The sequence below is a fragment of the Meiothermus sp. genome (assembly GCF_037443965.1).
Lineage (GTDB): Bacteria > Deinococcota > Deinococci > Deinococcales > Thermaceae > Meiothermus.
Genome location: NZ_JBBINI010000001.1, coordinates 182,601 through 207,907 on the forward strand (window position 1 = coordinate 182,601; position 25,307 = coordinate 207,907).

Sequence of the window (25,307 nt, forward strand, 5' to 3'; positions counted from 1 at the left end):
CTGGATCAATTTTGGTTTGCGGTGGAAGGCGCTCCAGGTACAATCGCGCCTGCCTGCTCCAGACTTTGCAAATCCTGCTCGCTGAGGCCCAGCACCTCGGCCAGAACGGCTGCGCTGTGCTCGCCCAGCAGCGGTGGGTGCGCCCGAACCTGCGCCGGGGTGCGCGAGAAGTGGGCCAGCGGAGAGCCCAGCAACGGAACCGTCCCCAGCCAGGGGTGCTGCACCTGCTGGCACATACCCCGGGCCTGGGCCTGGGGTTCGGCCAAAGCCTCGGCCAGATTATTCACCGGCGTGACCGGAACCCCGGCCTGGGTGAAGCGCTCGAGCCACTCCTTACGCGAACGGGCCTGCAGGATGGCCTCGAGCCTCGGCAAAAGCTCGGCGCGGTGGGTGACCCGGCCCGCGTTGGTCTGAAAGCGCGGGTCTTCCCACAGCTCCAGATGCCCGATAGCCTCGCAGACCCGCCGGTACTGCTCGTCGTTGCCGATGGTCAGCATGAACCAGCCGTCCGCCGCTTCAAAGGCCCCATAGGGGACAATCTGGGGGTGGGCGTTGCCCAGCCGCTCCGGCAGTTGGCCGGTCAGCAAATAGCTCTGGGCCAGGTTGACCATGGCCGAAAGCCCCACATCAAACAGGGCCAGGTCAATGTGCTGCCCCAACCCGCTCTTTGCCCGCTCCTGCAAGGCGGCCAGCACCGCCACGGCCCCATGCAGGCCGGTCATCAGGTCAATCCAGGCCACCGGTATGCGCATGGGCGGGCCCTCCGGCGCCCCCGTGACCGACATAATGCCGCACAGGCCCTGCACCGCAACATCGTAACCGGGTTCCTGGGCGCGGGGGCCGGTCTGGCCATAGCCGGTAATGGACAGATAGATAAGCCGTGGGTTCAACCTGGAAAGGCTGGCGTAGTCCAGCCCGTAGCGGGCCAGGTCGCCGGTTTTGTAGTTCTCCACCAGCACATCGGCCTGCCGGGCTAGATCTTGTACCACCTGCTGGCCCCTGGGGTCTTTGAGGTTGACCACCAGGCTCTTTTTACCCCGGTTGCAGGAGAGGTAGTAAGCACTCTCCCCATCTGCCGCAGCCTCCCAGCCGCTCTCGCACTTGCGCACAAAAGGCGGCCCCCAGCTACGGGTGTCGTCGCCCTTGGGGGGCTCGATCTTCCAGACCTCTGCCCCCAGGTCGGCCAGCATCTGGGTACAGAAGGGGCCGGCCAGAATCCGCGAAAGGTCGAGTACCTTGAGACCATTTAGTGCGCCCATGTTCCAGATACTAATACCAGACTCGGTTTGTTTGCCGCCGAACGAACCCCACCAGCGGCAGTTATCTGGGATTCAAAAAGGATAGCCTCTCATACGCATTTCGGTAGTATCGTTCACTTTGACAAGCCTAAACGATATTACCGATCGATTGGGCGACTATCTTTTTGAATCCGGCGTAAGGCTTTTACGGGTAGAATCGGCGGCATGAAGGTTTTGATCACAGGCGGAGCAGGGTATATCGGCAGCACCATCGCCCACGCACTCCTCGACACCGGCCATACCCCGGTGCTCCTGGACTCGCTGGTAACCGGGCCCAGGGTCTTTACCGAGGGCAAAATTTTCTACCAGGGTGACATCGCCGACCGGGCCCTGCTAGAGCGCATCTTCCGGGAACACCCCGATATTCACAGCACCATCCATTGCGCCGCCCTGATTGTGGTGCCGGAGTCGGTGGAGCAGCCCTACCTCTACTACCGCGAAAACGTCTGCAAGAGCCTCGAGCTCTTCAAAAACCTGGAAGAACTTGGCTACCCTCGAGTGGTATTCAGCTCCTCGGCCTCCATCTACGACGCCGTGCCGGGGTTCAAGGTTACCGAGACCTCGCCGCTCAAGCCCAGCTCCCCCTACGCCCGCACCAAGTACATGATGGAGATGGTGCTGGAAGACCTGTCCAGGGCCACCCGTCTGCGCGGCATTGCCCTGCGCTACTTCAACCCCATTGGGGCCGATCCCAAGCTGCGCTCGGGCATTCATGTGCGCGAACCCAGCCATGTGCTGGGCAAGATGGTAGATGTGGCTTTGGGCAAACTACCCGAGTTCACCATTACCGGCGTAAACTGGCCTACCCGCGACGGCTCGGGCATCCGTGACTACATCCACGTGTGGGATCTGGCCATGGCCCACATCAAAGCAGTGGAGCAGTTCGACCGGGTCATTGAAAAAGTGGGCAGCCCCTACGGGGTCATCAACCTGGGCACCGGCCACGGCGTCACTGTCAAGGAGCTGGTGGCCGCCTTCGAGCGGGTCTACGGGCGGCCCCTTCCCAAGCGCGAAGCCCCGCCCCGCCCCGGCGATGTGGCCGGGGCCTACGCCAACGCCGACCGGGCCCTGGAGCTTCTGGGCTGGAAGGCCGAACACTCGATTGACCAGGGCATCGCCAGCGCCCTGGCCTGGGGCCAGAAGCGCAAGGAAATACTTGGCTATAGCTAGAGCGGTTCTCGGAAAGAGCCCGGCAATCCTCCACGCTCAAAAAACCGTGCCAGCCTGGTTTTCTGCCGCCAGGGCTGGCGGTATAAATGGAGGGAACCACGGTAGAAAGCTACAATCAAGCTGTGCAGGCCCTTCCCCATCCCCATATCACTCTGCAAGCTTCCGAAGGCTCGGTGCTGCGGGCCAGGGCCATGCAGGCGTACCTGCTAAGGGTACGTTCTAGCCTCGCCCGCTACCTCGAGGTTCCCCCCGTGCACCTGATGGTGCTGGGCGAGGCCGACTGGAAGGCCCGGGTCAAGCACCCCTATGGCTTCCCTTTCCAGCGAACCAGCCTGAGAGAGGGGCTCTATTTGTTCCTGCCTGCCCGCTACCCCGAACGCTTTATATGGCGGCTGCGCGAGGCCTTGGTTCCGGCCATCAAAAAAGCCGGAAAGCCGCCCGGCCAGCCCGGCGATTTTCTAGACCTCAACCTCGGGCACGAATACGCCCACGCCGTCGCGGTGGCCTGGAAGCTGCGTACCCGCTCGAGGTGGGTGGATGAGTTCCTGGCCAACTACCTCTACCTTCTGGCGTTGCACCAGGCCCTGCCGGAGCTCTACCCCAAGGCCAAGCAGTGGGGCGTTCTGCTGGCTCACCTAACCCCCAGCGAGCCCAGCCTGGGCAGCTATGAGACCAAGCCCAAGGGGCTCACCGACCAGCTCTGGTTTCAGGGCCAGTTCACCACCGAGGCCGCGCGGCTGGTAGAAGCAAAAGGCGATGCCCTGTTACAGGGCCTGCTGCAAGCTGCCCCCCTCAAAAAGTCCACCGTACACAAACTGCTGGTAGGCCTCGAGCCCCATCTGCGCGACTGGTTTGCCAGCTTTGCCCCGCAAAAGAGCCTCGGTTCTGAAGAAATCACCCAGGCGCTGCGTTGGCAGGAGCTCGGAGAAAGGTCCTGAGCAGCCCATCCACCGCAGGCTGCAAAAACCCACCCACCCTGTGCCAGGTTCGGTGGCTATCGAATTGCTCTACCTGGGTGGGGCCACGTCGCCGGGCTTTCCGTCCGTTACCAGCTTTCGCACCCAGTCGGCGAAGGAGACATCCCCGACCTTGGTGGTATAGAACTCGGGCCGCCCGATGATGCAGTGTTGCGCGCCGGGGGCTAGGTAGCTATAAAAGTTAGGGGCCGATTGTTTGATTGAAGCCAGATTCGCCAACGCACCCTGCGCCCATTGCTGGGCTATTTCCGGGGTAGGGCGGGGCTGGCCCAGAATCAGGCTGTAGAAGAAGATTTGCACCTCGTCCAACAGGGTGCTGTACTGCGCAAAGCTGCGGTTTGGGTAGGCCTGGGCAAAGGCTTTATAGAGGTCGTTGGAACCCAGCTTGGTTGGATCTAAGCTGCCAAGCCAGCCCGGCAATGCGCCCTGGGTTCCCCAAGCTGCCGAGGCAACCGGAAAAAAGGACTCTGGTGCAACCCCCACAGCCGCATCACCCAACTGCACCACCCTGGCGGAGGGGTAGCGGCGCATGAAATAGGGTGCCCACATGATGGAGCCGTACCCACCTGCACTACAGCCCGTGACCATAACGTTCTGCGGGTTGGGAATGTTGTTGAAGACCCACAGCACGGCCTGCCGGGCATTGACGGCCCCCCTGTGCTGGATGGTCAGGTCGCCGTAGCGAGCGGTATTGTTGCCCCAGTGGAGGTCGGCGGTACAGTAGGGCACGAAGACGTGGGTCCAGTCGCGGAAGGGGTTCTCGGGGTTGTTGCGGTTGAAGACCCCCTGGCCGGCCTGCAAGTCCTGGATTTGCAAGCGGGTTGTGTAGAGGCGCGATTGTGGATTGCAAGTAGCGGCATCCCAGCAAGCGCCACCCCCTTGAAAATTGATGATTACCTTATCGGCGGCCCCCTGGGCCACATAAAAACGCCAGGGCGAGCCATCCGAGCAGACCGCCGCCCCTCCGGGCCGAATTTCCTGCCAGCCTGCCGGGGCTTGGGTCGAGTTCTGAGCCAGCGCAAGACCCATCAACGCAACGACAACAACCAGCCAACGCTGCATACTTTCTCCTTTTCGCATTTCAGTTTACTGCTTGGGCGGTTCGATACAAGAGCCGCACGCAGCGTCGTTTGCTGGCCCAACAACCCAGCCTCAGAGCGGTTCACTCTCCCCACGCCAGAAGGCCCGTCCACCCGACTTACGGCGATCCAAGAACAGCTCAACCGTGTTGCCATCGGGGTCTTGCAGGCTCAGCACCCAGGCAATCCCCCGATCCTCCAAGCGATAAGGCACCCCCTCGAGCCGCACAAAATCCTGGGCTGCTTGGAAGTCCTCTTCGGACAGGACGGCAAACCCCAGCACCACCGAGCCCGATGGCGCACCTTCGCTAAGGGCCAGCTCGTAATGGGCCGGATTCTCCGAAGAGACCAGCAGTGCGGTTTTTCCGAAGCGCTCGGAAAGCTGTAAGTCCAGAAACCGGGTGTAAAAAGTGACGGCGGCCTCGAGGTGCCGCACGTTTAGGTGTATGTAGGCCAGTCGGGTGGTGTACATCCAGAGTATTCTGGAATGCCGGAGCCCCCAGGTCAAACCATCGGGTATTTGTATATCCATGCCCATTTTGCAAGGCAGGCGGCCTGGGTACAATTGCAGCCATGAAGATCGAGTTTCGTGAAAATGGCTCCATCGGTATCGAAACAGGCGGCAGGTACGTCTTCCGGCAGGGCGACCAGGAGGTGGTCATCGAGAAGCCCCGGGTCTCGCTGTGCCGCTGCGGCCACTCGGCCAACAAGCCGTTCTGCGACAGCACCCACAAGTCGGTGGGCTTCGTGGCTCCGGCTGCGGTGATCGAGCTCGAGGAGCCGAGGTAAACCAAATTCCAATCGCAGGTGTTGCCCACGATAAGATGGCGGGCGGAGGTTACTATGCCCATGCGCTATCGCAAACTTGGTCAGTGGGGCTTAAGGGTTTCGGAAATTTCGCTGGGGGCCTGGGTCACCTACGGCGACGCGGTGCAGGACCTCGAGCGCATCAAAGCCATCACCCGCATCGCCTACGAGGGCGGGATTAACTTTTTCGACAACGCCGACGTCTACGCCAAAGGGCTGGCTGAAGAGCTGATGAGCAAGGCCCTGCTGGAGCAGTTCCCCCGCCACGAGCTGGTCTTGTCCAGCAAGGTTTTCTGGCCCACCAGCGACGACGCCAACGGCCGGGGCCTCTCGCGCAAGCACGTGCGGGAAAGCCTCGAGCGCAGCCTAAGGCGCATGGGCACCGACTACCTCGACCTGTACTTCTGCCACCGCTACGATCCCGAGGTGCCCATGGAAGAGATCGTAAGCACCATGAGCAACCTGGTTGACCGGGGCCTGGTGCTGTACTGGGGTACTTCCGAGTGGCCGGCGGCCCGCATTGTGGAGGCCGTGCAATTTGCCCGCAACAACGGCCTGCATCCGCCCGCCGTGGAGCAACCGCAGTACTCGATGCTCTACCGCGAGCGCGTGGAGCAGGAGATCCTGCCCGAGACCGAGCGCTTCGGAATGGGTATGGTGGTCTGGAGTCCGCTGGCCATGGGCATGCTCACCGGGCGCTACGACCAGGGCATCCCCAAAGACAGCCGCTTTGAGCGCTACCCGCAGTTCGGCAACCGCTTCCTGACCGAGGAAAACGTCCAGAAGGTCAAGGCCCTCCAGGAAGTGGCCAGCGAGCTGGGCCTCACCCGCACCCAACTGGCCCTGGCCTGGGTCTTGCGGCAAAAAGGCGTGAGCAGCGCCATCACCGGGGCCACCAAGCCCGATCAGCTCGAGGAGAGCCTGGGCGCGGCGGGAGTAGACCTGCCCCAGGAAGCGCTGGAGAAAATCGAAAAGATTCTCGGCGAAAAGCCTAAAGCCTGAGGATATACTCGGCCAGCCGCACGATATCGTTTTGCAGGTTGAGGGTTTTGCGCTCGGGAGGCCGGTCTTTGAGTTCCCGGATTTTGTCGGCAATTTTGCGGGGCTGGCGAATGTAATACCCCAGCTTCTCGTGCCGGATTAGCTCGACGTTGCCGTACTCTTGCGGCCATACATAATCGCAGACGATCAGGTCTTTGCCCTGGGAGAGCACCTCGGCGATGGTCGCAGGGCCGGCCTTGGAAACCACCACGTCGGCGACATTAATCAGTTCGTACATCTGATTGGTAAAACCGAACACAATCAGGTTGGATAGCTGGTTTTTCTGCTTGAAGGCCTCGAGCTGCCGGTAAAGCCTCTGGTTGTACCCACACACCACCACCACGTTGACCCCCTCGATCCTGACCAGCTCCCGCACCAGCTTGAAGCTGATCTTGAGGCCAGCCCCACCCCCCGTCACCAGCACGGTGTAGGGGTGGATGAGGCGCCATTCCTCGCGCAACCGGGCTATCTGGGCGGGCTCGAGGGGCTTGTTGTACTTGGGGTCTATGAGGGTCTGGAAGTAGTGCAGGTTTTCCGGGGGCACCCGGTAGCGTCGGGCGATGCTGTAGGCTTCGGGGCTGGCCACCACATACTGGTCTTTGGTGTCTATGAACCAGTACAGGTGCGGGCTGAAAATATCGCTCACCACGGTGAGGGTTTTGGGCTTGTGCTTGCGCACATAGGGCAGCCGGCGAAAGCCGTGGTTCACCGGGTAACAGTAGATGATTTTATCGGGGCGAAATTCCTCCAGATACTCGTTGATGGCCGGCGCCAGGCGCATCCCTAGCACCCGCGCAAAAGACTGAATGGCGGGGCGGGTCTGATAAAAAGCCTGGAAAACCGTGAACAGCCAGCGCTGCTTGTTAACCGAAAAGTTGTAGCCGTCCTGGATGGCCTGGGCAATCCAGCGCGGCCCCACGTCGAAAAAATTGAACAGGCGAACCTCGGACTCGGGCTCGAGCTCAGTCAGCAATTTATGTAGGTTTTGTGCCAGGGCCAGATGCCCGCCACCTGCTTTTGTGTAGACCAACAAAATTCGTTGCGACATAAAGGGCACAGCTTGTAGCTGCGCCTTTACAGATTAGAACATTTTTCGACCAACAGTGCAGCATCCTACAGATGGATGTACTGTGCTCAAAAAAATCATGGGAATTCGCCGGTACGGCAAACAGCTCGTCCATCCCGGCATAGCCAAGCTGCACAAAGACTATTTTGTCAAACGGTAATTCATGTAAGCCGTTAGCGAATCATGCCAATCCGGTCAAGCCAGCGGAATTTATCCTGCGTGCTGGGTTGGTGGAGTTCTTTGGCCCCTACCAGGGTCTCGTGCATCTGGTCGTAGTCGTCCAGCAAATACCAGGCTTGGGCAATCGCGGCCAGGCTGTACCATTCATAGCAAGCCTCCGACTGCCAGCGAAACCGGGTTAGAGCAGTGGTCAAGCGTTGCACGGCCTCGTCGGGCTGGTGGCGATCCAGGGCATTAACTCCAAGAATCAGTTGGGTCATGGCAAAGGCGGTCTCGAGGCCCAGATTGCGGGCCTGTTGCTCGGCCTCGAGGCCCAATTTCCAAACGGTATTTTTGTACTCGAGATCTTCCTCACGCTCCAACAGCAACTGCCAGGCTCGAGCGATCAAAGCCTCCACCTTTGCACTCATTGCGCCACTTCCAACCATAGATGTGGAACTCACTTCCTACTCCTTTTTGCCGTGAAGAACGCTTTGTAAACGTTTCCACGGCAACCCCCTAACTATAGCAGGAATAGACGTCACGATAAAGGCCATTTGTACTTAACATCCAGCAGAAACGCCGATATTATTTGCGCAGCAGATTAATCGCACGTTCGCGCAAACTCTGTAGACAAAGAATTGAGAGTGTGATTAGGCCAAATTTCGCAGCTTTTTCACAGGCATTACAAAGTTGTGCAAATGGCTCTTATCAATACCAGGCTTCGGCGTGGATACCGCAAGCAACGGTCGGTACCAAACACCACGCAGCTATCGTCTAAATTCCAGCCCAAAACGGGTGTACATCTTCTCTGACGGGTCGGCATACCACCGAAATCTGCCGTGAAATCAGCCCAGTGGCTGGTGGCAAAGCCACACCCCACTTCGGGCGCGCCAACCCTCTGATAGCTCAATGTTCTTTGCAGGTGGCGGAACTGCTATCACCTTATGCCCGACAATGCTGAACTCAATCGCGGTAAACAGCTTGTCGAGCGCCTGCCCGAGTGGACGGGTTTCCAGTGGACTGAACCGCAAATGGGGCAGCTTGGCCTCGAGGCTCTTGCAGCCCGCATAGGGCAGCAACTCGGCAGGGTCGCGCCAGCGCCGCGGAGGCCCCACCAACAACTCCGCCAACACCAGCGCCAATCCCGGATGGCGCCGCAAAAACTCCTCGGGGTCGAACTCGAGCGAAAGCTCCAGGTTGACCTCAACGTCTTGCCATACTTCGCGCTTTACAGAACTCGCCATATCCCAGCTTCCAATAAATTGAAGGGGAGGTCAAGGGCAAATAACCTGTTCCAGACGAACAATATAGCGACTTTCGCTTTGACACTTTTCGCCTATAAGTGTCAAAGCAGGTGCAAAAAAAGTCAGTGGGCAGCAAACCAGTGTAGCCAGCGGGCCTTGGCAGCGAACTCGGCATGGCGCTTGAAAGCATTGGCGTGGGAATGGGTCTCGAGGGCTTGCGCAGCATCACCGGCATAGCCCCAGGCCAGGGCAATGGCTTTCAAACATGACCACTGTCCTTGCTCATCGTCTAGAAAACGATAGACCGCCAGCGCCCTCGAGAAGAGCGCAATGGCCTCGTGGGTATCCCCTGCGTACAAACTGGACACCCCCCAGATAAAAAGGCTCTGGGTCCAGGCTCGGTTGTCACCCTTTCGCCGCGCCAGGTGTTCTGCCCGACGGGCTGGTATGGCAGCCTCCAAAGGTTGTAGTTCAAGCATGATCCACGCATCTCGGAGAAGTTGTTGCAGGCTTTCACGCACAGTAGGGTGGTGGATGTCGGTCAAGGTGCTCATCACTCTTGGTCAGGGTAGCAGTTTATAGGGGGTTGCTCTGCCCATTCGTCACCAACGGGTTTTACTTAACGCTCACCGGCAATTCATGGGCTAAATATCACCAAACTCGAGGGTTGCAAGACACGCAGCCCACTTCCCGCCTTGTTCGGGTAGGCTAGTGCCATGGTGGAAAGCCTAAAACACCTCTTGCCCCAGAAGGTCAGCACCGCCCCCGCCGACCTAGAGACCCACGGCAAAGACGAGAGCTATCCGCTACACCACCCACCTATCGCCGTGGTCTACGCGGAGAACCTTTCCGACATTCAAACCACCCTGGCCTGGGCCCAGCAAAACCGCATCCCGGTGGTTCCCTTTGGGGCTGGAACCAGCATCGAAGGGCATGTGATCCCACAGGGGCAAGCCGTCTCGCTGGATGTTTCGCGCATGAACCGGGTGCTGGAGGTTCGCCCTGAAGATTTCATGGCCGTGGTGGAGCCGGGCCTGACCCGCAAAGCCCTGAACGAAGCCCTCAAAGGCACCGGCTTATTCTTTCCCGTAGACCCCGGTGCCGACGCCAGCCTGGGGGGCATGGCGGCCACCAACGCCTCCGGAACTACTACAGTGCGTTATGGGGGCATGCGGCAGAACATCTTGGCATTGCAGGTGGTGCTGGCGGGCGGCGAGGTACTGGAGCTAGGACGGGGGGTACGCAAGACCAGCGCCGGCTACGATCTGAAAGACCTCTTCATCGGCTCCGAGGGCACCCTGGGCATCATCACCCGCCTCACCCTGAAGCTGCACCCCATCCCCGAACACATCCACACCCTGCGGGTCTTCTTCGAAAACCTAACCGACACTGCCCAGGCCGCCTACGCCGTGATGGCCAGCGGCCTGCCGGTAGCCCGCCTCGAGCTCGTGGACGAGATCGGCCTCAAAGCCATCAACCACTACCTGGGCCGCAGCTATCCAGAAAAACCCGTCTTGTTCGTGGAGTTCCACTCCTCCACCCGCGCGGCCCTCGAGGCCGAATCCAGCCTGGCCATAGAATTCATGCAGGGGGCTGGAGCCATTCAGATCGATACCGCCCGCACCCAGGAAGAGCGCACTGCCCAGTGGGAAGCCCGGCATCAGGCCTACTGGGCTTTGGTCAATCTTTTCCCCGGCAAGGAGTACCTCTCCACCGATACCGCCGTCCCCATCTCCAAGATGCCCGATCTGGTGCAGTATTCCCACCGATTGCTGGGTGAAATGGGCCTTAGTGGCAACATCCTAGGGCACGTAGGCGACGGCAACTTTCACACCCTGGTGGTCTGCGAACCAGGCGACCCCAGGGGCGAAGTTTTTTCAGAACGGCTCGTCGAGCACACCCTGGCCCTAGGTGGCACCTGCACCGGCGAACACGGCATTGGATTGCGGAAGAAAAAATACCTGTTCAAAGAACACGGCCCTGCCCTGGGATGGATGCGCCAAATCAAACAACTCTTTGACCCCCAGAACCTGCTCAATCCAGGCAAGATTTTTGAATGATCGCCCTCAAGAAGTTTTTGGCATATCTAGGATGTGAGCAATAAACATCTCCGACAAGTCCGACAGTGATGCCTGGCCCTGCCCCAGACTAGTGAGCAGCCAAGCCAGGGAGCGCCGGCTTTCTTCGTGCGGAAGAAGAAGTGCTTCCTGATCCTGATGTACATGGACAACCACCAGGACGGGCGGCTGGCCATCTGGAGCGCCCGACCAGCTCTGGTTCAGAGCCAGCCCGCGGTGTCCTTCGTGCCGCCCTACGCCGGCCATCGGGGCTGGCTGGGTGTGCAACTCGACAAAAGACTGGCAACGCAGACCCTGGCCGAGTTGATCCTAGTGCTTCGGTAACTCAATTCCCGGGATGGATTTGGCTCCCCTAATATCTGGAAGTTGCTTTGAGCGCTTCATTTTGGGAACTTCACTGCATATCGATCTTTAGCGTACCAAACCACTAGTTGCATACTGCTGCATCGCGCCTAAGAAACTGATTGCCCAACTCGACAAGCCGGTACAATAAGCGCCGTGCGGATCACTACGCTGCTTTTCGACCTAGACGGGACACTCCTGGAAACTGCGCCCGGCATCCTGGGTTGCTACCGCCACACCTTCGACCAGTTGGGTGTGAAGGTGCCCACCGAACTGGACTTGCATGACTTTATCGGCCCGCCGATGAAAGACAACTTCCGCAGGCTACTGGATGAGGTGCAGGTAAACGCAGCCGTCGAGATCTATCGGCAGTGCTATAACCGACAGGGCAAGTTTCAGGCCACCGTTTACGACGGTCTACCCGAAGCCTTGCAGAAACTCTTTTCTACCCACCGCCTGGTGGTCGCTACCTCCAAGCGTCAGTCTTTCGCCCTGGAAATGACCGAGCACTTCGGGCTGGCCCCCTACTTCGGCGCAGTCTATGGGGTCAAAGAGGAAGACCTCTCTGAGCCCAAATCGGCGCTTATTGGGCGCATCCTGCAAGACCATCGGCTTACCCCCACCGAGGCAGTGATGATTGGCGACCGTGCGTTTGACATCCTGGGAGCAAAAGCCCACCGGATGCGCTCTATAGGCGTGTTGTGGGGCTACGGAAGCCGCGAAGAACTCCTTTCCTATGGCGCAGACCTGTTGTGCCAGCAACCTGCCGACCTGCCTGGCAGCATCGCTAGTTTTTGAGTCCTAGACCAGCAGCACAGTGGTTTCTGAGTAGCTTGAATTGGTTTTGAAAACCATCGCTCCGTTGCGACATCTGGATACCGATTTCGTCGTGTAGCGAGACTGTTTGCTTGATAGGGCCACCGGGTCGCCCAAAAGCATCAGTATAAAAGACCTCGGGGCCATTGCGGTTGTACCAGTAGACCGGGCCGTGGTAGGCTTCGCGGTCGCAGCCTCGTAGACCGCTGTAGCCTTGGAAAACCTGTTCGGTGTAGCGCAGTTGTGCACGGTCGGCGGGGTTCATGGTGGTGATGGGGTCGAAGACCGCGGTGGAAGCGATCACTTCCACCTTGTCGGCTAAACGCAGTTTGAAAGCCCAGATTTCGTAGAGCGAGCCAGGTCGGGCATCAAAGCATCCCGTACCCGGCAGGGTCATGACGGTGCGGCCAATATCGTTGTTGGGATCACCATCACTCAGCGTCGCGTCTCGCTCGCAAATGGAGCCCGCCAAGCCGGTATCGGCCATGCCCTGTACGCTTACACGGTGCCCACTGGGCGCTACCAGATCGAACATCAGCGAATGCATCCGCTCGGTATAGCGGCGTACCCCCCCGGTGCCCATGTGGGCTACGATGCGGGTGCTGGTAAGGGCGATGCGGTTCTCGTCGTTGCGGGTGCCCCGGTTGGACACAAACACCTTGAAACCTTCGTGGGCTTCGACCATCCCGGCCAGTTTGCCCACATAGCCAAAAGCAGGCCATTCGGGGTTGGCTTGGCTGGTGCGGGGATCGTCGCCGTGGTCGTGGTCGAAGTAGCACCTGTACTCTAGGTCTATTTGGGGGTGCCAGGTGGGGTACAGCTCGCCATCGGGGCCTTTGACCACGTGGCGGTTATGAACCCAGTCGGGGCAGGCTTGACCGACCACGGGCGTAGGTTGACCTGGCGGCACTTCTGGGGGATTGACATTGGGGGCGTTGCAGGCCAGCAGCGAAACCAAGGCCCCCAGCAGGATGGTGTGTTTCTGCATGGAAACCTCCGCTTCCGAGGCTATCAAGCCCCCAGCCCACAAAGTTCAAGATGTTCTTGAGCTTTGCTTTAGTTAACGCAGGGTGGCCCGTGCCTCCAGGCGCACCTCCACCGGGTCGTTGACCCGCAAAAAGAGCAGGCTTGGGGGGGTCAGCCTCCATTCCGAGAAGCTGGTGTTGAACCCCCCCACAAAGCGGTAGGCGCTGCCCTCGCGGGTGAGTTTGCCGGCTATGCGCACCGGGCGACGGGTTCCGCTAATTTCCAGCGTTCCTAGCAGCACGGCGTCCTCGCCGGTCTGGGTCAGGCGCTCTAGGTCCAGACAGCTCAGGGGAAACTTGTTGACGTCGAAGACCCCCCGCGCATCGGCATCGCGCAAGGGGTTGCCCGAATCGAAGCGGCCCAGCTCCACGCAGACCTGGCCCGAGGCCTCGCCGGTCTGGGGGTTCCAGCGCACCGTACCACGCACGCTGGTATTGCTGCCCTCCCAGCGGCCCAGGTTGTAGCTGGCCGCATAGGTCACGCGCCCCTCGATGGTGAACTGGCCGGTCTGAGCCTGGACACCGCCCGCCAGCAAAGCAAGCCATAGCAACACTAGCAGATTGCGCATCTTCCTCCCCTACCTGACCTCGAGCACGTCCAGCATGGGCTCACCCAGGACACTTTCTAAGATACGTGCCGCAGCCTCGTCTGGATGAAGGGCATTTTTGGGCGCACCTCCCAGGGGCGCCCATAGGCCGGTCGCTACGGCTGGCAAGCGTACCAAGCAAAAGCGCACCCCTTCGCGGCGGAATTCCTTGCGAGCCACGCTCAAGAGCCCCTCGGCCCCCAGCTTGGTCGCCACATATGCCGACAAACCTGGAACGGTAATTAGGTCGGGGTAAACCCCCAGCACCACCCCCCGGGCCTGCGGGTTGAAGGTGGCGTATTTGAGCACCAGGGCCAGGCCTGTAAGGTTGGCGGCGGAGAGGCGCTCGAGGTCGCCCATCCCCTGCTCGCGCAGGCTGGCTTTCTGCACCGCACCCGCTGCGTAGATGAGCAAGTCCAGCGGCCCTACCTCCTGGGCCAGCGCCTGCACCTCGAGCTCGTGGGCCAGCTCGGTAGGCACGGCCAGGGCTCCCAGGTCTCGAGCCAGACCAGCCAGAACCGCGCCATTGCGGCCCGAAAGCCACAACCGGCCCACCCGCCCGGCCAGCCCCCGCGCCAGAGCCTGCCCGATGCCCCCCGTCGCGCCCAACAGCAAGGTATTCATGGCCTCAAGTTACGTGTGTTTGCTGCCAAACACCGTGAGGCAGAAGCAAATCCCGCAAGAGGCTGCTTCATCACAAGGAGCTCAGGTTAATCCCGGCCTCAGGGGAGCAGACCAACCAGCAGTGTTTCCCACCAAGTTATTGAAAGCAGACTCGAGATTGGGCTCGAGGGGAAGAACTTGAGGCCCAGCCTACCCAGCTTATGAGGGAACCAAAACGGGGGATTTGAGCCTACCCCAAAATGATGACTCGAGCACCCCCCAAAAGTAAGGCTCGAGGGTTATTCTTATCAAAAATCGAATACTGCAACCCGGAACCGCTATAACCTGTTCTAGCCGCCCAAAATTGCTTTGGGCAGGATTTTAGTCAATACGCTTTGGTAAAAGCAGCCTCAACCGCCTGTTCCACCGCAACCGGCAGGCCGATGTAGTAGCCCTGGGCATAGTGGCAGCCGTGGCGGGCCAGCCACTCGAGCTGGGCCCGGTTCTCCACCCCCTCGGCCAGGGTCTTGAGGCCAAAGGCGCTGGCCAGTTGCAGCATGGCCCGCAGGATGTCTTCCGAGGCCTGGCTCTGGCCAATCTCCGCCACAAAGCTTTTGTCAATCTTGATCAGGTCTACCGGCACCTGCTTGAGATGGGCCAGCGAGGAGTAGCCCATGCCAAAGTCGTCCAGGGCTACCCGCACCCCCAGCCCGCGCAACGCCACCAGCCCCCCCAGCCACTTTTGCCGCTCGGGCAGCAGGGCTGACTCGGTGATCTCGAGCCACAGCATGCTGGGTTGCAGGGTCTCGTCTACCAGCGAGCGCACCACCTCTCGCACCCAGTTGGGATGGGCCAGCGTGACGGCAGAGAAATTGATGGTCAGCTCGCCGCCCAAGCGCTTCTGATCCTGCACGGCCTGTTTGAGCACCGCTAGGTCGAGTTCGCCGATCAGGCCAGACTCTTCGGCTAAGGGGACAAATTCGTTGGGACGCAGCAGACCCCGGGTAGGGTGCTCCCAACGCACCAGGGCTTCCCACTTGCTCACCACCCGATCCGGAATGCTCAGAATGGGTTGGTACTGAATCAGGAAGCAACCCTCCTGGATGGTCTTGCGCAATTGCTGCACGGTCTCGAGGCGCTCGAGGGAGTTGAGGTCTTGGGCGGGGTCGTAGATGGCAATACCGGTGCGGGCTTGCTTGGCCTGGTACATGGCCACATCGGCCGCACGGGCCAGCTCATCGAGGGTCTGGCCGTGCTCGGGGTAGAGGGCCACCCCCAGACTGGCCTGGGCGTGGATGGCTTGGTTGCCCAGGGTAAAGGGGGTATCGAACACCCCATTCACCCGGCGGGCAGTGGCGGTAGCGGAGATGCGGTCTGCCGAGGCCAACAGCACCGCAAACTCATCCCCACCCATACGGGCCAGCAGGTCGTCCTGGCGCAAGACCTCCTTGATACGCAGGGCAATCTGGCGCAGCAGCTCATCACCTACCTGATGGCCCAGGGTGTCGTTGACCACCTTGAAATTATCCAGGTCAAGGTAGATCAGGGCGGGGGTTTCGCGCTTGCGACGATCCGCCACAAAGACCGTTTCGGCCACTGCCCATAGCTTGCGGCGGTTGGGAAGGTCGGTGAGGGGGTCGTGGTAGGCCAGATACTCGATGCGGGCTTGCTGACGCTTGCGCTCGCCCACGTCGCGGATGGAAATCATGACCTGTTTGTTGCCGGCAATCTGCACCAGTACCCCCAGGGCTTCGACCTCGAGCTCGCGCCCATCTCGGGCCAACAGACGAATCTCTTCCACGTCATCGGGCTCCCCCCCCAGGATGCGCTGAATGCGCTCGGCCACCCGGGGCAGCGATGCCGGGTGAACGAACTGGGTCAGGGGCTGTCCAACCACTTCGTCCAGCCGGGTGTATCCCAGTCCACGCAGGCCCACCGGGTTGAGATAGAGCACCTTGGAACCATCGTAAAGGGCGACCGAGTCGGGTAAGGTTTCCAGAAGGGTGCGGTAGAGGGCTTCCTGTTCGCGCAGGGCCTCGTAGACCTGGGCCCGGTCTATGGCCAGGCTGAGCTGCCCCGCCACCCCTTCCAGAAAACCCACATCGCGCTGCTCGAGGTCGAGCCTACTGCTACTGGCGACCAACACCCCCTGCACACTGCCTTTCACCAGCAACGGCACGGCAATCAGGCTCCGCTCCCCCACCAGGCCGGCCCTGCTGCGCTCTTCGGTACTGTAGAGAACCACGGTTTCGGCAGAGCGGGCCGCCCGAAGGACAATCTCGTGGGAGGGGCCAAAATACCCAGGCAAGGTTTGCCGCCCCCCCAACCAGACCAGCCGCAGTTGATCGCCCTCGGGTCTGTAGGCGGCCACGCTGTCAAAGCGAGGATGTTCTTGCAGGGTGTCTACCACCCCACGCATCAGGGACGGGGGCTCGAGGTCGCGGGCCAGCCCGTCGCGCACCTTGGAGAAGAGGGCCAGCTCGAGGTTGCGATCCTCGGCCTGGGCCTGGCTTTTCTTCATCGCGGCTTCGGCAGCCCAACGGCGGTCGTACTGAAAGCGAAACAGCCCCATCGCCAGACAGGCCGCCAGCCCAGTTCCGGTCATCAGGTGAACGATTCCACGGAGCCCTGCATCCCACTGGGCGCCTCCTAGATTGAGCAACAACACCTGCACGGGAATGTTGAGCAAACCCACCAGCGCCGCCCCCCACAAGCCCAGGCCCCAGCTCAAGAGCACCAGCCCAGGCAGCGCCAGCATTAACAGGTTGTTGCCAAAAGTTCGATATAGCTCGGGAAAGAGCAGCGCGTAGAGCAGAAGGGCGCCCAGACCCGCCAACAGCTCGAGCTGGCGCAGTCTCAACCAAGCCATCATCTGCGACAAAAATCAATCCCCCTGTGCATAAATATAAGTCCAGTTTACCTAGGAAAACCCGCGGCTATGGGGAACAAAACAGGGGTTACTGGGTCAGAAAGCTTGAAAAAAACCGACCATTTCACACCGTGGTTTTCTAGCAAGAAACACCCCTCCTGCTTCGACCAAACCGTACTTTGTGAGTGTACTCGAGAAAAATACACATCGGCGCGTTATTTACATGGCTTGCTCAAGTAACGCCAAAACCAATTCTTGCGTCACGTAGCAAACCTCCACCCACACAAGCATTGGCCCCTGATGGCCAGCGCATGGGTATTTGCAAGTAACGTTGGGTTGACCCTTCCTTGAGCCGATTATCATTCAAACTTCACCCTGGGCCATACGCTGGCGCAATTGCTGGGCTTGGTGGCGAACCGCAGCTTGCTCTTTTTGGTTGCGCTTATCCCAGGTCTTGTACAGCACCCCCAGACGAGGGTTGGCCTCAAGGCGTTCGCGCTGCCCTGCCATGAAATCCCAGTACAGGCTGTTGAAGGGGCAGGCCCGTTCGCCCAAGGTCTCCTCTACCCGAAAGCTGCAGTGCTGGCAGTGGTTGCCCATGCGGGCGATGTACTTCCCGCTGGCCGCGTAGGGCTTGGAGGAAAGCACCGGCGAGGCAAACACCCCCATCCCCAACACGTTGGGGGCCATCACCCAGTCGGCGGAGTCCACGAAGGCCGCGATGAACCAGGTGTTGAGTTCCTGCGGATTAACCCCATACAGCAGGGCAAAGTTGGCCAGTACCATCAGCCGCTCGATGTGGTGGGCGTAGCCGCGCTGCCGCACCCGCTCAATTACCGTAGACAGGCAGCGCATCTGGGTGGGGGCCCCCCAGAAAAGTGGGGGCAGGGGCCGGTGGGCTCCCATCTGGTTGGCCTGCCCCAACCCCGGCATCTCGCGGCGGTAGACGTGGTAGATGTATTCCCGCCAGCCGATAATCTGCCGCACGAAACCCTCAATGCTGGCCAGCGGGATGCCCCCTTTTTCGTACTCGGCCAGCGCCCGCTCCACCACTTCTTGGGGGTGCAGCAAGCCCAGGTTAATCGCAGGCGAGAGCAAGGAGTGGTTCATGCTCCAGCTCTGCTCTACCAGGGAATCCTGGTAGGGGCCAAACTGGGCCAGCCGGTGCAGCACGAAATCCTCCAGGGCTTGCAGGGCCTCCTGGCGCGTCACCGGCCAGTCGAAGCCCTCCAGCGCCCCGAAGTGGCCAGTGAATTTCTCCTGCACCGTGGCCATGGCTTGCCGGGTGAGCGCATCCGGGCTGAAGCGCAAGGGGGGCGGGGGCCGGTAGCTTGGCGGAGGGGTTTTGCGGTTCTCAGCATCGTAGTTCCAGGCCCCTCCCACCGGCTGACCCCCCTGCATCAGGTGGCCGGTGCGCTGGCGCATGAAGCGGTAGAAATACTCGAGGCGGTAGGTTTTGCGGCTACCCGCCCAGCGGTCGAACGCCTCCGGCGGCAACAGCCACAGCGGGTTGGGCAAGAGCCGGTACGCGCCGCCCAGCCCCTCCACCAAGGCCCGCGCCCGCTCGGCAAACCCGTAGTCGGCAGGCTGCATCTGCACCAAAGTCTCGCCGGGGTGAGCGCGGAAGAACGCGGCCAGGGCTTCCGCCAGGGTCTCGGCCTGCAGGTAGATGACCTCGAGGCGTTCATTTCGGGGCGCTTCGTGCGGGCCAACATTCCGCCCAACTGCTTCCTTGGAGGGCGCCTCGAGGCCGCCCTCGCGCAATTCTTGAGCAAAGTGGCGCATGGCGCTGAAGAACAGCACCAGCTTCTGGGGGTGCATGGGCGGGGTGCGCCCCAGTTCGTAGGCTTCGACCAGCAAGACCCGTTTTGGGGCAAGCCGCCGCACCGCTGCGTGGTTGAGCTGGTCGCCCAGCACCCAGAGCGTCATGGGCTAGCGCACCCCCTGCAGGTACTGGGCGATGGGGCCCACCGCATCCCCCCTGCGGCTGGTGAGGATGTCCAGGTGGGTCAGGCCGGGCAGGATGCGAATGTCCAGGCTGGAGTTGGGGAATACCTCCCCCACGCTGCGAAAATTGCTCACCTGCGGCAGTAAGCCCCGCCCCGCCCCCAGGGCCAGCACCGGATAGGGCAGCGAGCGCGGTTTGAGTTCGGGCATGGCGATGTCATAGGCCGAGATATCGAGCGAAAGCCGGTAGGGAAAAAACCACTCCGAGAAGCCCGTAACCGGGTTGGCGTAGGAGGTGATGAACTCCAGCGGGTCGGTGGCCTCGCCGCTGTCGCGCCACTCCACCCGCCCACCCCGCGGGCCCCGGATGGTGTAAACCAGGCTGCCCACCACCAGGCTCAGCAGGTTGATGCCCTCACGCCCGGTAGCCTGCCCCACCGAGACCGCAAAGATGGGCGAGAGGGCGTAGCGCTCGTCCACACGGTACAGGGCCGCGGCCAGCCGGCTGGCCCGGAAGGGTGCCCAGCCGGAAGGGGCGTCGGCCTGGGGGTTCTGTGCGGTCATGAAGGCCTGGGCCTCGGCCTGGGCAAAGCCCACCGGGTTCAGCCCGAAAGCGTTGATGTAGGGGGGCGCTTTACCTTCCAGCAGCTCATTGAGCCCGGCCAGCCGGCCAAACCCCCCTTCGGTTCCGCCAAAATACTGCTCGCGCGTAAGGGGAATCAGGCGGGATGAGCCGTCGAGCAAAATCAGGCCGCGGATGGTATCGCCCCGGTACAGGGCGTAGAGCGAGGCCAGGCTGGCCCCTAGCGAGTGCCCGGCCAGCACCACCGGGCCGCTTGAGCGGGCCTGGCCCACCACCCACTCGAGGTCCTCCAGGTGTACCCGCAGCCCCCAGTCCTTGAGGAAGGGAAAGTCGGGTAGTTTGTAGTTCTGGTAGTAAGCCCAGGGGTCGGGCGTGGTGAAGCCCCGGCGATCCTCGAGGCCGTTGGCCCGCCGATCCCAGGCCCAGACCGCCCAGCCCGGCGCGGCCAGCACCAGCCGCCGGGCCAGGGCATCAAAGTTGGTGGCACCCCCCAGGAAACCCGGCACCAATACCAGGGTTCCTTGGGGTGTACCCTGGGCTGGATAGACCAAGATATAGCTTCTATCCAGCGTGGCCCCTGCCGCTGTAGCGGCTCCTGCAATGGCCCGATACTCAGGCTGGCCGGGCCAACGCGCGCTTTGGGCCAGTCCCAACCCCAGCAATGCAGCAACCACAGCAATCCATACACGCATGATCCTTATCGTGCGGCTGTGGATGGGTTCAGACTTGGCTGAGGCATACAAAAAGGTGGGCCGAAGCCCACCCAGTTTAGAGGCTTGACGGGCTATGGGCTCCCGAAGCTGTCCTCCACCACGATGACCTCGAGGGTTTCTCCAGCCAGCAAGCCCACCGCAAACACACTGTAGACCTTGCCGGCCTCAAAGGCTACTCCTTCAAGTGGCAGGGCTACCGTGGTCGTGCCGGTGGGGCGCACCTCGAGGTTATACACTCCGGCCGGAACCGTGCCGTAGCCCGAGAGCTGGTTGAAAGCCAGGTTGCGGAACAGCACCGGCCCACCTTTGAGGGCTACGTCCACTGCCGGGGCGTCCGGTGAGGCGTGCACAACGCGCACCTTGGCTACCCCCTCGGCGGGGGCGATGCGGTCTTCCACCAGACGAGCCTTGAGCGTGGAGGCCGTGCCGAGCGCCATTACCGTGTAGTACTTGCCCGCCTGCACGCGGATGGCTACATCGGCCACCTTGGCCGGGTTCTGACCAGTGGTCTGCACAGTTAGGGTCAGGCTGCCCGCAGGCACCTCGGCGTAGTAGGTGACATCTTTGAACGCCTGGGCTTCGAAAACCTTGTTGCCCCCCGAGACAATATCCACCGCAGGTGCATCAGGCACCAGGTGGGCAAAACGGACGAAAGCAGTGTTGCCCTGAGCCAAGGAAAATCCCATCAAAGCCAGCGCCACTAAAACGAGCCACTTTTTCACATCAACACTCCTTTCATACTATCCAAAGCCGAGAAACACCCGTGTAGCCTGACAGGCGCATCCAGCTTTGTACTGTTGCAACGTCATCATACTGTGAGGCTCGGCGTATGAACAGCGAAGCAGCAAACAAAGCAGTGGTCCGAAAACAGCAAAAAAACGGGGTGGCCCCGTGATGAGCCACCCCGCGCAACTACGACTAAGATTGTCTGGATCGGGATAAAACCTATTTATCTACGGCCACCACTACGCTAAGGGGTTGGGTAGTGGTGCCACCCACAGCGAATACGGTGTAGATCTTGCCCACCTCCAAGACCACGTTGTTGAGCGGCAGGGCCACGGTGGTGGTTCCGGCAGCGCGCACATCAAAGTTGTACGAGCCTGCAGGCACGGTCAGGTAGCCCGAGGCCTTGGGAAAGGCCAGGTTGGGCACTACCACTGCACCACCACGAATCGCCACGTCCACGGCAGGGGCGGTGGGCGAGGCGTGCACTACGCGGATCCCAGCCTGACCGGCAGCCAGGGTGGGCAGTACATCTTCGATGATGGTGGGGCCAAGTTTGGGTTGGTTGCCGGTTGCATTGAGCAGACCGGTGGCCGCAATGGTGTACATCTTTCCGGCCGCGATGGTGGCTTTGGCATCAATCACCCGAGGGGTGGTAGCACCCGCGGGCACTACCCAGACCGTAATTTCTCCTGCGGGCAAAGAGAGGTAGTTGCTAACGGCCTTGAAGGGCACGTTTTGCAGGGCTCGAGCGCCATTAATCCAGACATCCACGGCGGGAGCGTCCGGCGAGAGGTGAGCTACGCGCACCATCGCATTGTTGCTTTGCGCGAAGCCTAAGCCGATAGCCAACACAACCAGTAGAGCAAGTAACTTCTTCATGGTTTGCCTCCGTTACAGCCAGGGTTTTTGGCCCTGCAGGTAGGTTCGCAGCACTGTGGTTGTAGAACGGTCTCGAGTTGGACTATTTTTGTCACGCCCTTGACTTCGCCTACTGCAACCCTGCGCCTACCCTTGTACGAAAGCAATCTACTCGTACAAGATGAGTACAGCATTTGTCTAAATTACGTTCAGATTTGTAGGGCATGGAACAGGTCAAACAAAAACAAGAATAAGCCCTGAATTGCGATAGCGAAGCCAAAACCCTTGAGCATCGGCCTGGGGCGCATCCATAAACCCAAACCAACTGCCATGTACAAGATGTCCAACCCGGCATTAATCCAGAGGAGCTGGCGAAGGCTGGCCGGATTGGGTTCAGCCCCCAGCCAACCCCCATAGGCAATGGCCGCGTTGACCAGTGCCCAGACCCCGGTCATAAGCCAGAACGGCCTCCAGAAAGCATGGCCGCTGCGCCACAAACCAAAAACCGCGGCCATCAGACACAAAAGCGCCCACAGCATGAGTTGCTGGGCTATGCGTTCCCCTGCCAGTTCGCTCAAACCAACCTCCCTTTTGCTTGGCTCTTGCAGCGCTGGGAGCAGTACTTGACCTCCTGCCAATTCTTTGCCCATTTTTTGCGCCACTGAAAGGGCAGGCCACAAACAGGGCAGACTTTAGCGGGTAGGTGGGATTTGAAGCCTTTGTAGCGCATCCTCGAGTCCAACCAGTGCTCCGGTAACTTAATTCCCGGGATGGATCTGGCTCCCTTAATATCTGGGAGTTGCTTTGAGCGCTTCATTTTGGGAACTTCACTGCGTATCAATCTTTAACTTACCAAACCACTAGCCCTTGGCAATCTTCTCCGCAGCCGCCAGATACCGCCTGCGGGCCGCGTCCAGGTCAATAACCGGGGTTTTGTAGGGATGGGCACGCCCCCCCGACTCGGGCACCCAGCGCTTTAGCCACACCCCCTGGGGGTCGTGGGTCTCGGCCTGGGTAATCAGATTGAACACCCGGAAGTAGGGGGCCGCATCCACCCCCAGCCCCCCCGCCCAGTGCCAGCCCTGCAGGTTGGAGGCATTGTCGCCATCCAGCAGCAGGTTGCGGAAGGCCCGCTCGCATTTCTGCCAGGGCAGTAAAGCCAGTTTGACCGCAAACTGCGCCACCACCATGCGCCCCCGGTTGGACAAAAAGCCGGTGGCTTGCAGTTCGCGCATACAGGCATCCACCACCGGAATGCCGGTCTGGCCGTGCAGCCAGGTCTCGAACAACTCGCTATCGTCGTTCCAGGGCAGATCGTTCCAGCGGGGGTCGAAAGCCTGGGTCATCATCTGGGGGCGGTGGTAGAGCAGGTCGCCGCTAAAATCGCGCCAGCACAGCTCGTTTACCCACTTTCGGGCTCCTTCCCCCCCTACTTGCAGGGCTTTCTGGGCGGCCAACCGAGGCGACAAAACCCCCAGGGTGAAGTAGTAAGAGAGCCTCGAGACCCCCTCGCCGGCCAGCCCGTCACGGGTCTGGTGGTAACTAGACAGTTTGTCACGCAAGAAGACCTCGAGCGCCCTTAGCGCGACCTCCTCGCCCGCCGGCGGCAGGGGCACGTCCGAGGCTTCCTGGGGGATGCTGCCCAGGTTGTAATCGGGCGGCAGGTTGAGAGGTGGAAAGTGGGTGGGGGCCTCGAGCAGAACCGGTTCGCGGGCTGCCCACCAGCGTTTGGAATAGGGTGTGAAGACGGTGTACGGCCCTCCATCGGGCTTGACGATGGCATCGGGTTCATGGATGTACTGCCCGTCAAACCAACCTATCTGCCCCTTCAGTGCATTTGCGACCTGGGTGTCGCGGTAGCGGGCATAGGGGGTGGAGTTGTACACCGCAAAGACTTTCTGGATACCCAACTCGGCCACTGTCTGGGGCAAGACCTCCCAGGGCAAGCCGGTGCGAACCAGCAAGGTTCCACCCCGCTGGGCATAAGCCTCGCGCAGGGCCGCAGTGTTCTGGTAGAACCAGGCCCGCCGCCGGGGTGTGGTGTTGTGCAGAATCTGAGAGTCAAAGACCACCAGTCCGATGGTAGGGCCGGATCGCAAAGCTTCAGCAAGGGCCGGGTTGTCGTGCAGGCGAAGATCGGCACGGTGCCAGACTAGGTTCATAAACCCGGTTTTAAGGGCAAAACCCTTTGGTTGCAGGGGTGTGCCCTACAAACTCCCAAACCTACACCTTGTGGTGTATTGGAGCCACGCTACAGCGCAATCGTCGGACAGGAAGACGATAGTATGGTGGGCATGATCGTGGACGCCCACCTCGACCTAGCCCACAACGTGGTGGATCTGGGGCGCGACCTGACCTTGCCACTTCCAGAGCTGCGCAGGCGCGATGCGCATACCGATGTGCCTGTCGTGACCCTACCCGCACTACAAGAAGGGCTTGTGGGGGTCTGCTTTGCCACCCTGTGGGTAGACCCTCGCAAGTACGCCGACCCCAAAAGCGCCCATACCCAGGCCCTCAAGCAGCTGGATGTGTATCTTGGCTGGGAGGAAAAGGGTCTGGTACGCATACTGCGTGACCAGGCCAGCTTGCAAGGGCATCTGGCCTTGTGGCCACAGGACAAGACCCCCGCACTGGTGATCCTGATTGAAGGTGCCGAATGCATCCGCGAGCCCGGTGAGGTGGCATTCTGGAAAAGCCACGGCGTGCGGCTGATTGGGCCTGCCTGGAACCGCACCCGCTACTGCGGCGGAACCCGCGAGCCCGGCGGCCTGAGCGCGCTAGGGGTGGAGCTGCTGCAAGCCATGAACGAGCAGGGGCTGGCCCTGGACTTTTCCCACATGGACGAGCAGGCTTTCTGGGAGGCCTTGGAGGTCTTCCAAGGCCCGGTCTGCGCTACCCACAGCAACCCTCGGGCCCTGCTGGGGGGGGAAGGGCTCGAGTTCTCCAACCGCCACCTCAGCGACGCGATGATCCAGGCCATCGGGCAGCGGGGAGGGATGATCGGTACGGTGTTGTTTGGCTTTTTCCTCGACCATACCTGGAAGCGCGGTATGGAGCGGGTGGAATTGGAGGTAGTGGGTAAGCATATGGCCCACACTGCCAGTCTAATTGGTTGGGACAAGGTGGGCCTTGGCTCCGATTTCGACGGCGGCTTTGGGATGCACGAGAATCCCAATGGCCTAAACCAGCCGGGCGACCTGCAAAAAATCGCCGATCTGGTGCCCAAATCTTTCCAGCAGGGCGTGCTAGGGGAGAATTGGCTGCGGTGGCTGCGAAGTATATTTTGAATCTAAAATCTTGTAAATCGTGGTATAAC

General features: G+C 60.7%; 25 protein-coding genes. 8 read left to right on the plus strand and 17 right to left on the minus strand.

Annotated elements, in window-relative coordinates; translation table 11 throughout:
• Positions 1-5: 5 nt before the first annotated feature.
• A complete protein-coding gene (locus WKI89_RS00865) occupies positions 6-1,259 on the minus strand; it encodes a CaiB/BaiF CoA-transferase family protein (RefSeq protein WP_337867324.1) in 1,254 nt (417 codons plus the stop codon).
• Positions 1,260-1,463: 204 nt separating this feature from the next.
• Here WKI89_RS00865 and galE point away from each other — a divergent pair, with 204 nt between their 5' ends.
• Positions 1,464-2,468, plus strand: a complete 1,005-nt coding sequence (gene galE, locus WKI89_RS00870; protein WP_337867325.1) for a UDP-glucose 4-epimerase GalE — start codon at positions 1,464-1,466, stop codon at positions 2,466-2,468.
• Positions 2,469-2,590: 122 nt separating this feature from the next.
• Positions 2,591-3,406: a hypothetical protein gene (locus WKI89_RS00875; protein ID WP_337867326.1), complete on the plus strand. Its 816-nt coding sequence runs from the start codon at positions 2,591-2,593 to the stop codon at positions 3,404-3,406.
• 69 nt (positions 3,407-3,475) lie between these two features.
• Here WKI89_RS00875 and WKI89_RS00880 read toward each other — a convergent pair whose 3' ends face one another.
• Positions 3,476-4,507 (minus strand): pectin acetylesterase-family hydrolase, encoded by a 1,032-nt coding sequence (locus WKI89_RS00880; RefSeq protein WP_337867327.1) that lies wholly within the window; start codon positions 4,505-4,507, stop codon positions 3,476-3,478.
• Positions 4,508-4,597: 90 nt separating this feature from the next.
• Entirely contained in the window at positions 4,598-4,996 is a 399-nt protein-coding gene (locus tag WKI89_RS00885) for a VOC family protein (protein WP_337867328.1), read from the minus strand.
• A 101-nt stretch (positions 4,997-5,097) separates the two neighbouring features.
• Here WKI89_RS00885 and WKI89_RS00890 point away from each other — a divergent pair, with 101 nt between their 5' ends.
• Positions 5,098-5,313: a CDGSH iron-sulfur domain-containing protein gene (locus tag WKI89_RS00890; protein ID WP_337867329.1), complete on the plus strand. Its 216-nt coding sequence runs from the start codon at positions 5,098-5,100 to the stop codon at positions 5,311-5,313.
• A gap of 60 nt (positions 5,314-5,373) precedes the next feature.
• On the plus strand, positions 5,374-6,333 hold the full coding sequence (locus WKI89_RS00895) for an aldo/keto reductase family protein (protein ID WP_337867466.1): 960 nt from the start codon (positions 5,374-5,376) through the stop codon (positions 6,331-6,333).
• On the opposite strand, the gene WKI89_RS00900 is transcribed toward WKI89_RS00895, so the two are convergent.
• The 4 genes from WKI89_RS00900 to WKI89_RS00915 all read right to left on the minus strand — a co-directional run bounded on the left by WKI89_RS00900 (position 6,323) and on the right by WKI89_RS00915 (position 9,398).
• The gene (locus WKI89_RS00900) at positions 6,323-7,420 is read right to left on the minus strand and encodes a glycosyltransferase (RefSeq protein ID WP_337867330.1); all 1,098 of its coding nucleotides are present in this window, start codon (positions 7,418-7,420) and stop codon (positions 6,323-6,325) included. The genes WKI89_RS00895 and WKI89_RS00900 overlap by 11 nt on opposite strands.
• Positions 7,421-7,611: 191 nt before the next feature.
• Positions 7,612-8,028 carry a hypothetical protein gene (locus tag WKI89_RS00905; protein WP_337867331.1) on the minus strand — a complete coding sequence of 139 codons (417 nt, stop codon included), beginning with the start codon at positions 8,026-8,028 and terminating at the stop codon, positions 7,612-7,614.
• A gap of 417 nt (positions 8,029-8,445) precedes the next feature.
• On the minus strand, positions 8,446-8,844 hold the full coding sequence (locus WKI89_RS00910) for a hypothetical protein (protein WP_337867332.1): 399 nt from the start codon (positions 8,842-8,844) through the stop codon (positions 8,446-8,448).
• A gap of 122 nt (positions 8,845-8,966) precedes the next feature.
• Positions 8,967-9,398 (minus strand): hypothetical protein, encoded by a 432-nt coding sequence (locus tag WKI89_RS00915; RefSeq protein WP_337867333.1) that lies wholly within the window; start codon positions 9,396-9,398, stop codon positions 8,967-8,969.
• A gap of 162 nt (positions 9,399-9,560) precedes the next feature.
• On the opposite strand from WKI89_RS00915, the gene WKI89_RS00920 reads away from it, so the two are divergent.
• From WKI89_RS00920 to WKI89_RS00930, 3 genes are all read left to right on the plus strand, one after another.
• Entirely contained in the window at positions 9,561-10,904 is a 1,344-nt protein-coding gene (locus tag WKI89_RS00920) for an FAD-binding oxidoreductase (protein ID WP_337867334.1), read from the plus strand.
• 126 nt (positions 10,905-11,030) lie between these two features.
• Positions 11,031-11,246 carry a hypothetical protein gene (locus tag WKI89_RS00925; protein ID WP_337867335.1) on the plus strand — a complete coding sequence of 72 codons (216 nt, stop codon included), beginning with the start codon at positions 11,031-11,033 and terminating at the stop codon, positions 11,244-11,246.
• A gap of 174 nt (positions 11,247-11,420) precedes the next feature.
• A complete protein-coding gene (locus tag WKI89_RS00930; protein ID WP_337867336.1) occupies positions 11,421-12,062 on the plus strand; it encodes an HAD hydrolase-like protein in 642 nt (213 codons plus the stop codon).
• On the opposite strand, the gene WKI89_RS00935 is transcribed toward WKI89_RS00930, so the two are convergent.
• The 10 genes from WKI89_RS00935 to WKI89_RS00980 form a co-directional block, all read right to left on the minus strand.
• Positions 12,052-13,068 (minus strand): hypothetical protein, encoded by a 1,017-nt coding sequence (locus WKI89_RS00935; protein ID WP_337867337.1) that lies wholly within the window; start codon positions 13,066-13,068, stop codon positions 12,052-12,054. The two genes, WKI89_RS00930 and WKI89_RS00935, sit on opposite strands and share 11 nt — an antisense overlap.
• Positions 13,069-13,140: 72 nt before the next feature.
• A complete protein-coding gene (locus WKI89_RS00940) occupies positions 13,141-13,674 on the minus strand; it encodes a YceI family protein (protein WP_337867338.1) in 534 nt (177 codons plus the stop codon).
• A gap of 9 nt (positions 13,675-13,683) precedes the next feature.
• A complete protein-coding gene (locus tag WKI89_RS00945) occupies positions 13,684-14,316 on the minus strand; it encodes an SDR family NAD(P)-dependent oxidoreductase (RefSeq protein ID WP_337867339.1) in 633 nt (210 codons plus the stop codon).
• A gap of 364 nt (positions 14,317-14,680) precedes the next feature.
• Positions 14,681-17,167, minus strand: a complete 2,487-nt coding sequence (locus WKI89_RS00950) for an EAL domain-containing protein (protein WP_337867340.1) — start codon at positions 17,165-17,167, stop codon at positions 14,681-14,683.
• 360 nt (positions 17,168-17,527) lie between these two features.
• Positions 17,528-19,093 carry a cryptochrome/photolyase family protein gene (locus tag WKI89_RS00955; RefSeq protein ID WP_337867341.1) on the minus strand — a complete coding sequence of 522 codons (1,566 nt, stop codon included), beginning with the start codon at positions 19,091-19,093 and terminating at the stop codon, positions 17,528-17,530.
• Positions 19,094-19,096: 3 nt separating this feature from the next.
• Positions 19,097-20,386, minus strand: a complete 1,290-nt coding sequence (locus WKI89_RS00960) for an alpha/beta fold hydrolase (protein ID WP_337867342.1) — start codon at positions 20,384-20,386, stop codon at positions 19,097-19,099.
• Positions 20,387-20,478: 92 nt separating this feature from the next.
• Positions 20,479-21,129, minus strand: coding sequence for a DUF4397 domain-containing protein (locus tag WKI89_RS00965; protein ID WP_337867343.1), 651 nt, complete (start codon positions 21,127-21,129; stop codon positions 20,479-20,481).
• A 223-nt stretch (positions 21,130-21,352) separates the two neighbouring features.
• Positions 21,353-22,012 carry a DUF4397 domain-containing protein gene (locus WKI89_RS00970; protein ID WP_337867344.1) on the minus strand — a complete coding sequence of 220 codons (660 nt, stop codon included), beginning with the start codon at positions 22,010-22,012 and terminating at the stop codon, positions 21,353-21,355.
• A gap of 188 nt (positions 22,013-22,200) precedes the next feature.
• A complete protein-coding gene (locus tag WKI89_RS00975) occupies positions 22,201-22,569 on the minus strand; it encodes a hypothetical protein (protein WP_337867345.1) in 369 nt (122 codons plus the stop codon).
• Between the two features lie 282 nt (positions 22,570-22,851).
• Positions 22,852-24,153 (minus strand): deoxyribodipyrimidine photo-lyase, encoded by a 1,302-nt coding sequence (locus WKI89_RS00980; RefSeq protein ID WP_337867346.1) that lies wholly within the window; start codon positions 24,151-24,153, stop codon positions 22,852-22,854.
• Between the two features lie 132 nt (positions 24,154-24,285).
• On the opposite strand from WKI89_RS00980, the gene WKI89_RS00985 reads away from it, so the two are divergent.
• Entirely contained in the window at positions 24,286-25,278 is a 993-nt protein-coding gene (locus WKI89_RS00985; RefSeq protein ID WP_337867467.1) for a membrane dipeptidase, read from the plus strand.
• Positions 25,279-25,307: the final 29 nt, after the last annotated feature.

Excerpts from the sequence above, each read along its gene's own strand:
- WKI89_RS00920 (WP_337867334.1), top strand. The coding sequence starts at position 9,561 with ATGGTGGAAAGCCTAAAACACCTCTTGCCCCAGAAGGTCAGCACCGCC.
- WKI89_RS00960 (WP_337867342.1), bottom strand. The coding sequence starts at position 20,386 with ATGCGTGTATGGATTGCTGTGGTTGCTGCATTGCTGGGGTTGGGACTG.
- WKI89_RS00945 (WP_337867339.1), bottom strand. The coding sequence starts at position 14,316 with ATGAATACCTTGCTGTTGGGCGCGACGGGGGGCATCGGGCAGGCTCTG.
- WKI89_RS00880 (WP_337867327.1), bottom strand. The coding sequence starts at position 4,507 with ATGCAGCGTTGGCTGGTTGTTGTCGTTGCGTTGATGGGTCTTGCGCTG.
- WKI89_RS00950 (WP_337867340.1), bottom strand. The coding sequence starts at position 17,167 with ATGATGGCTTGGTTGAGACTGCGCCAGCTCGAGCTGTTGGCGGGTCTG.
- WKI89_RS00955 (WP_337867341.1), bottom strand. The coding sequence starts at position 19,093 with ATGACGCTCTGGGTGCTGGGCGACCAGCTCAACCACGCAGCGGTGCGG.
- WKI89_RS00980 (WP_337867346.1), bottom strand. The coding sequence starts at position 24,153 with ATGAACCTAGTCTGGCACCGTGCCGATCTTCGCCTGCACGACAACCCG.
- WKI89_RS00915 (WP_337867333.1), bottom strand. The coding sequence starts at position 9,398 with ATGAGCACCTTGACCGACATCCACCACCCTACTGTGCGTGAAAGCCTG.
- WKI89_RS00900 (WP_337867330.1), bottom strand. The coding sequence starts at position 7,420 with ATGTCGCAACGAATTTTGTTGGTCTACACAAAAGCAGGTGGCGGGCAT.
- WKI89_RS00940 (WP_337867338.1), bottom strand. The coding sequence starts at position 13,674 with ATGCGCAATCTGCTAGTGTTGCTATGGCTTGCTTTGCTGGCGGGCGGT.
- WKI89_RS00985 (WP_337867467.1), top strand. The coding sequence starts at position 24,286 with ATGATCGTGGACGCCCACCTCGACCTAGCCCACAACGTGGTGGATCTG.
- WKI89_RS00970 (WP_337867344.1), bottom strand. The coding sequence starts at position 22,012 with ATGAAGAAGTTACTTGCTCTACTGGTTGTGTTGGCTATCGGCTTAGGC.
- WKI89_RS00905 (WP_337867331.1), bottom strand. The coding sequence starts at position 8,028 with ATGAGTGCAAAGGTGGAGGCTTTGATCGCTCGAGCCTGGCAGTTGCTG.
- WKI89_RS00890 (WP_337867329.1), top strand. The coding sequence starts at position 5,098 with ATGAAGATCGAGTTTCGTGAAAATGGCTCCATCGGTATCGAAACAGGC.
- galE (WP_337867325.1), top strand. The coding sequence starts at position 1,464 with ATGAAGGTTTTGATCACAGGCGGAGCAGGGTATATCGGCAGCACCATC.
- WKI89_RS00910 (WP_337867332.1), bottom strand. The coding sequence starts at position 8,844 with ATGGCGAGTTCTGTAAAGCGCGAAGTATGGCAAGACGTTGAGGTCAAC.
- WKI89_RS00895 (WP_337867466.1), top strand. The coding sequence starts at position 5,374 with ATGCGCTATCGCAAACTTGGTCAGTGGGGCTTAAGGGTTTCGGAAATT.
- WKI89_RS00885 (WP_337867328.1), bottom strand. The coding sequence starts at position 4,996 with ATGTACACCACCCGACTGGCCTACATACACCTAAACGTGCGGCACCTC.
- WKI89_RS00935 (WP_337867337.1), bottom strand. The coding sequence starts at position 13,068 with ATGCAGAAACACACCATCCTGCTGGGGGCCTTGGTTTCGCTGCTGGCC.
- WKI89_RS00865 (WP_337867324.1), bottom strand. The coding sequence starts at position 1,259 with ATGGGCGCACTAAATGGTCTCAAGGTACTCGACCTTTCGCGGATTCTG.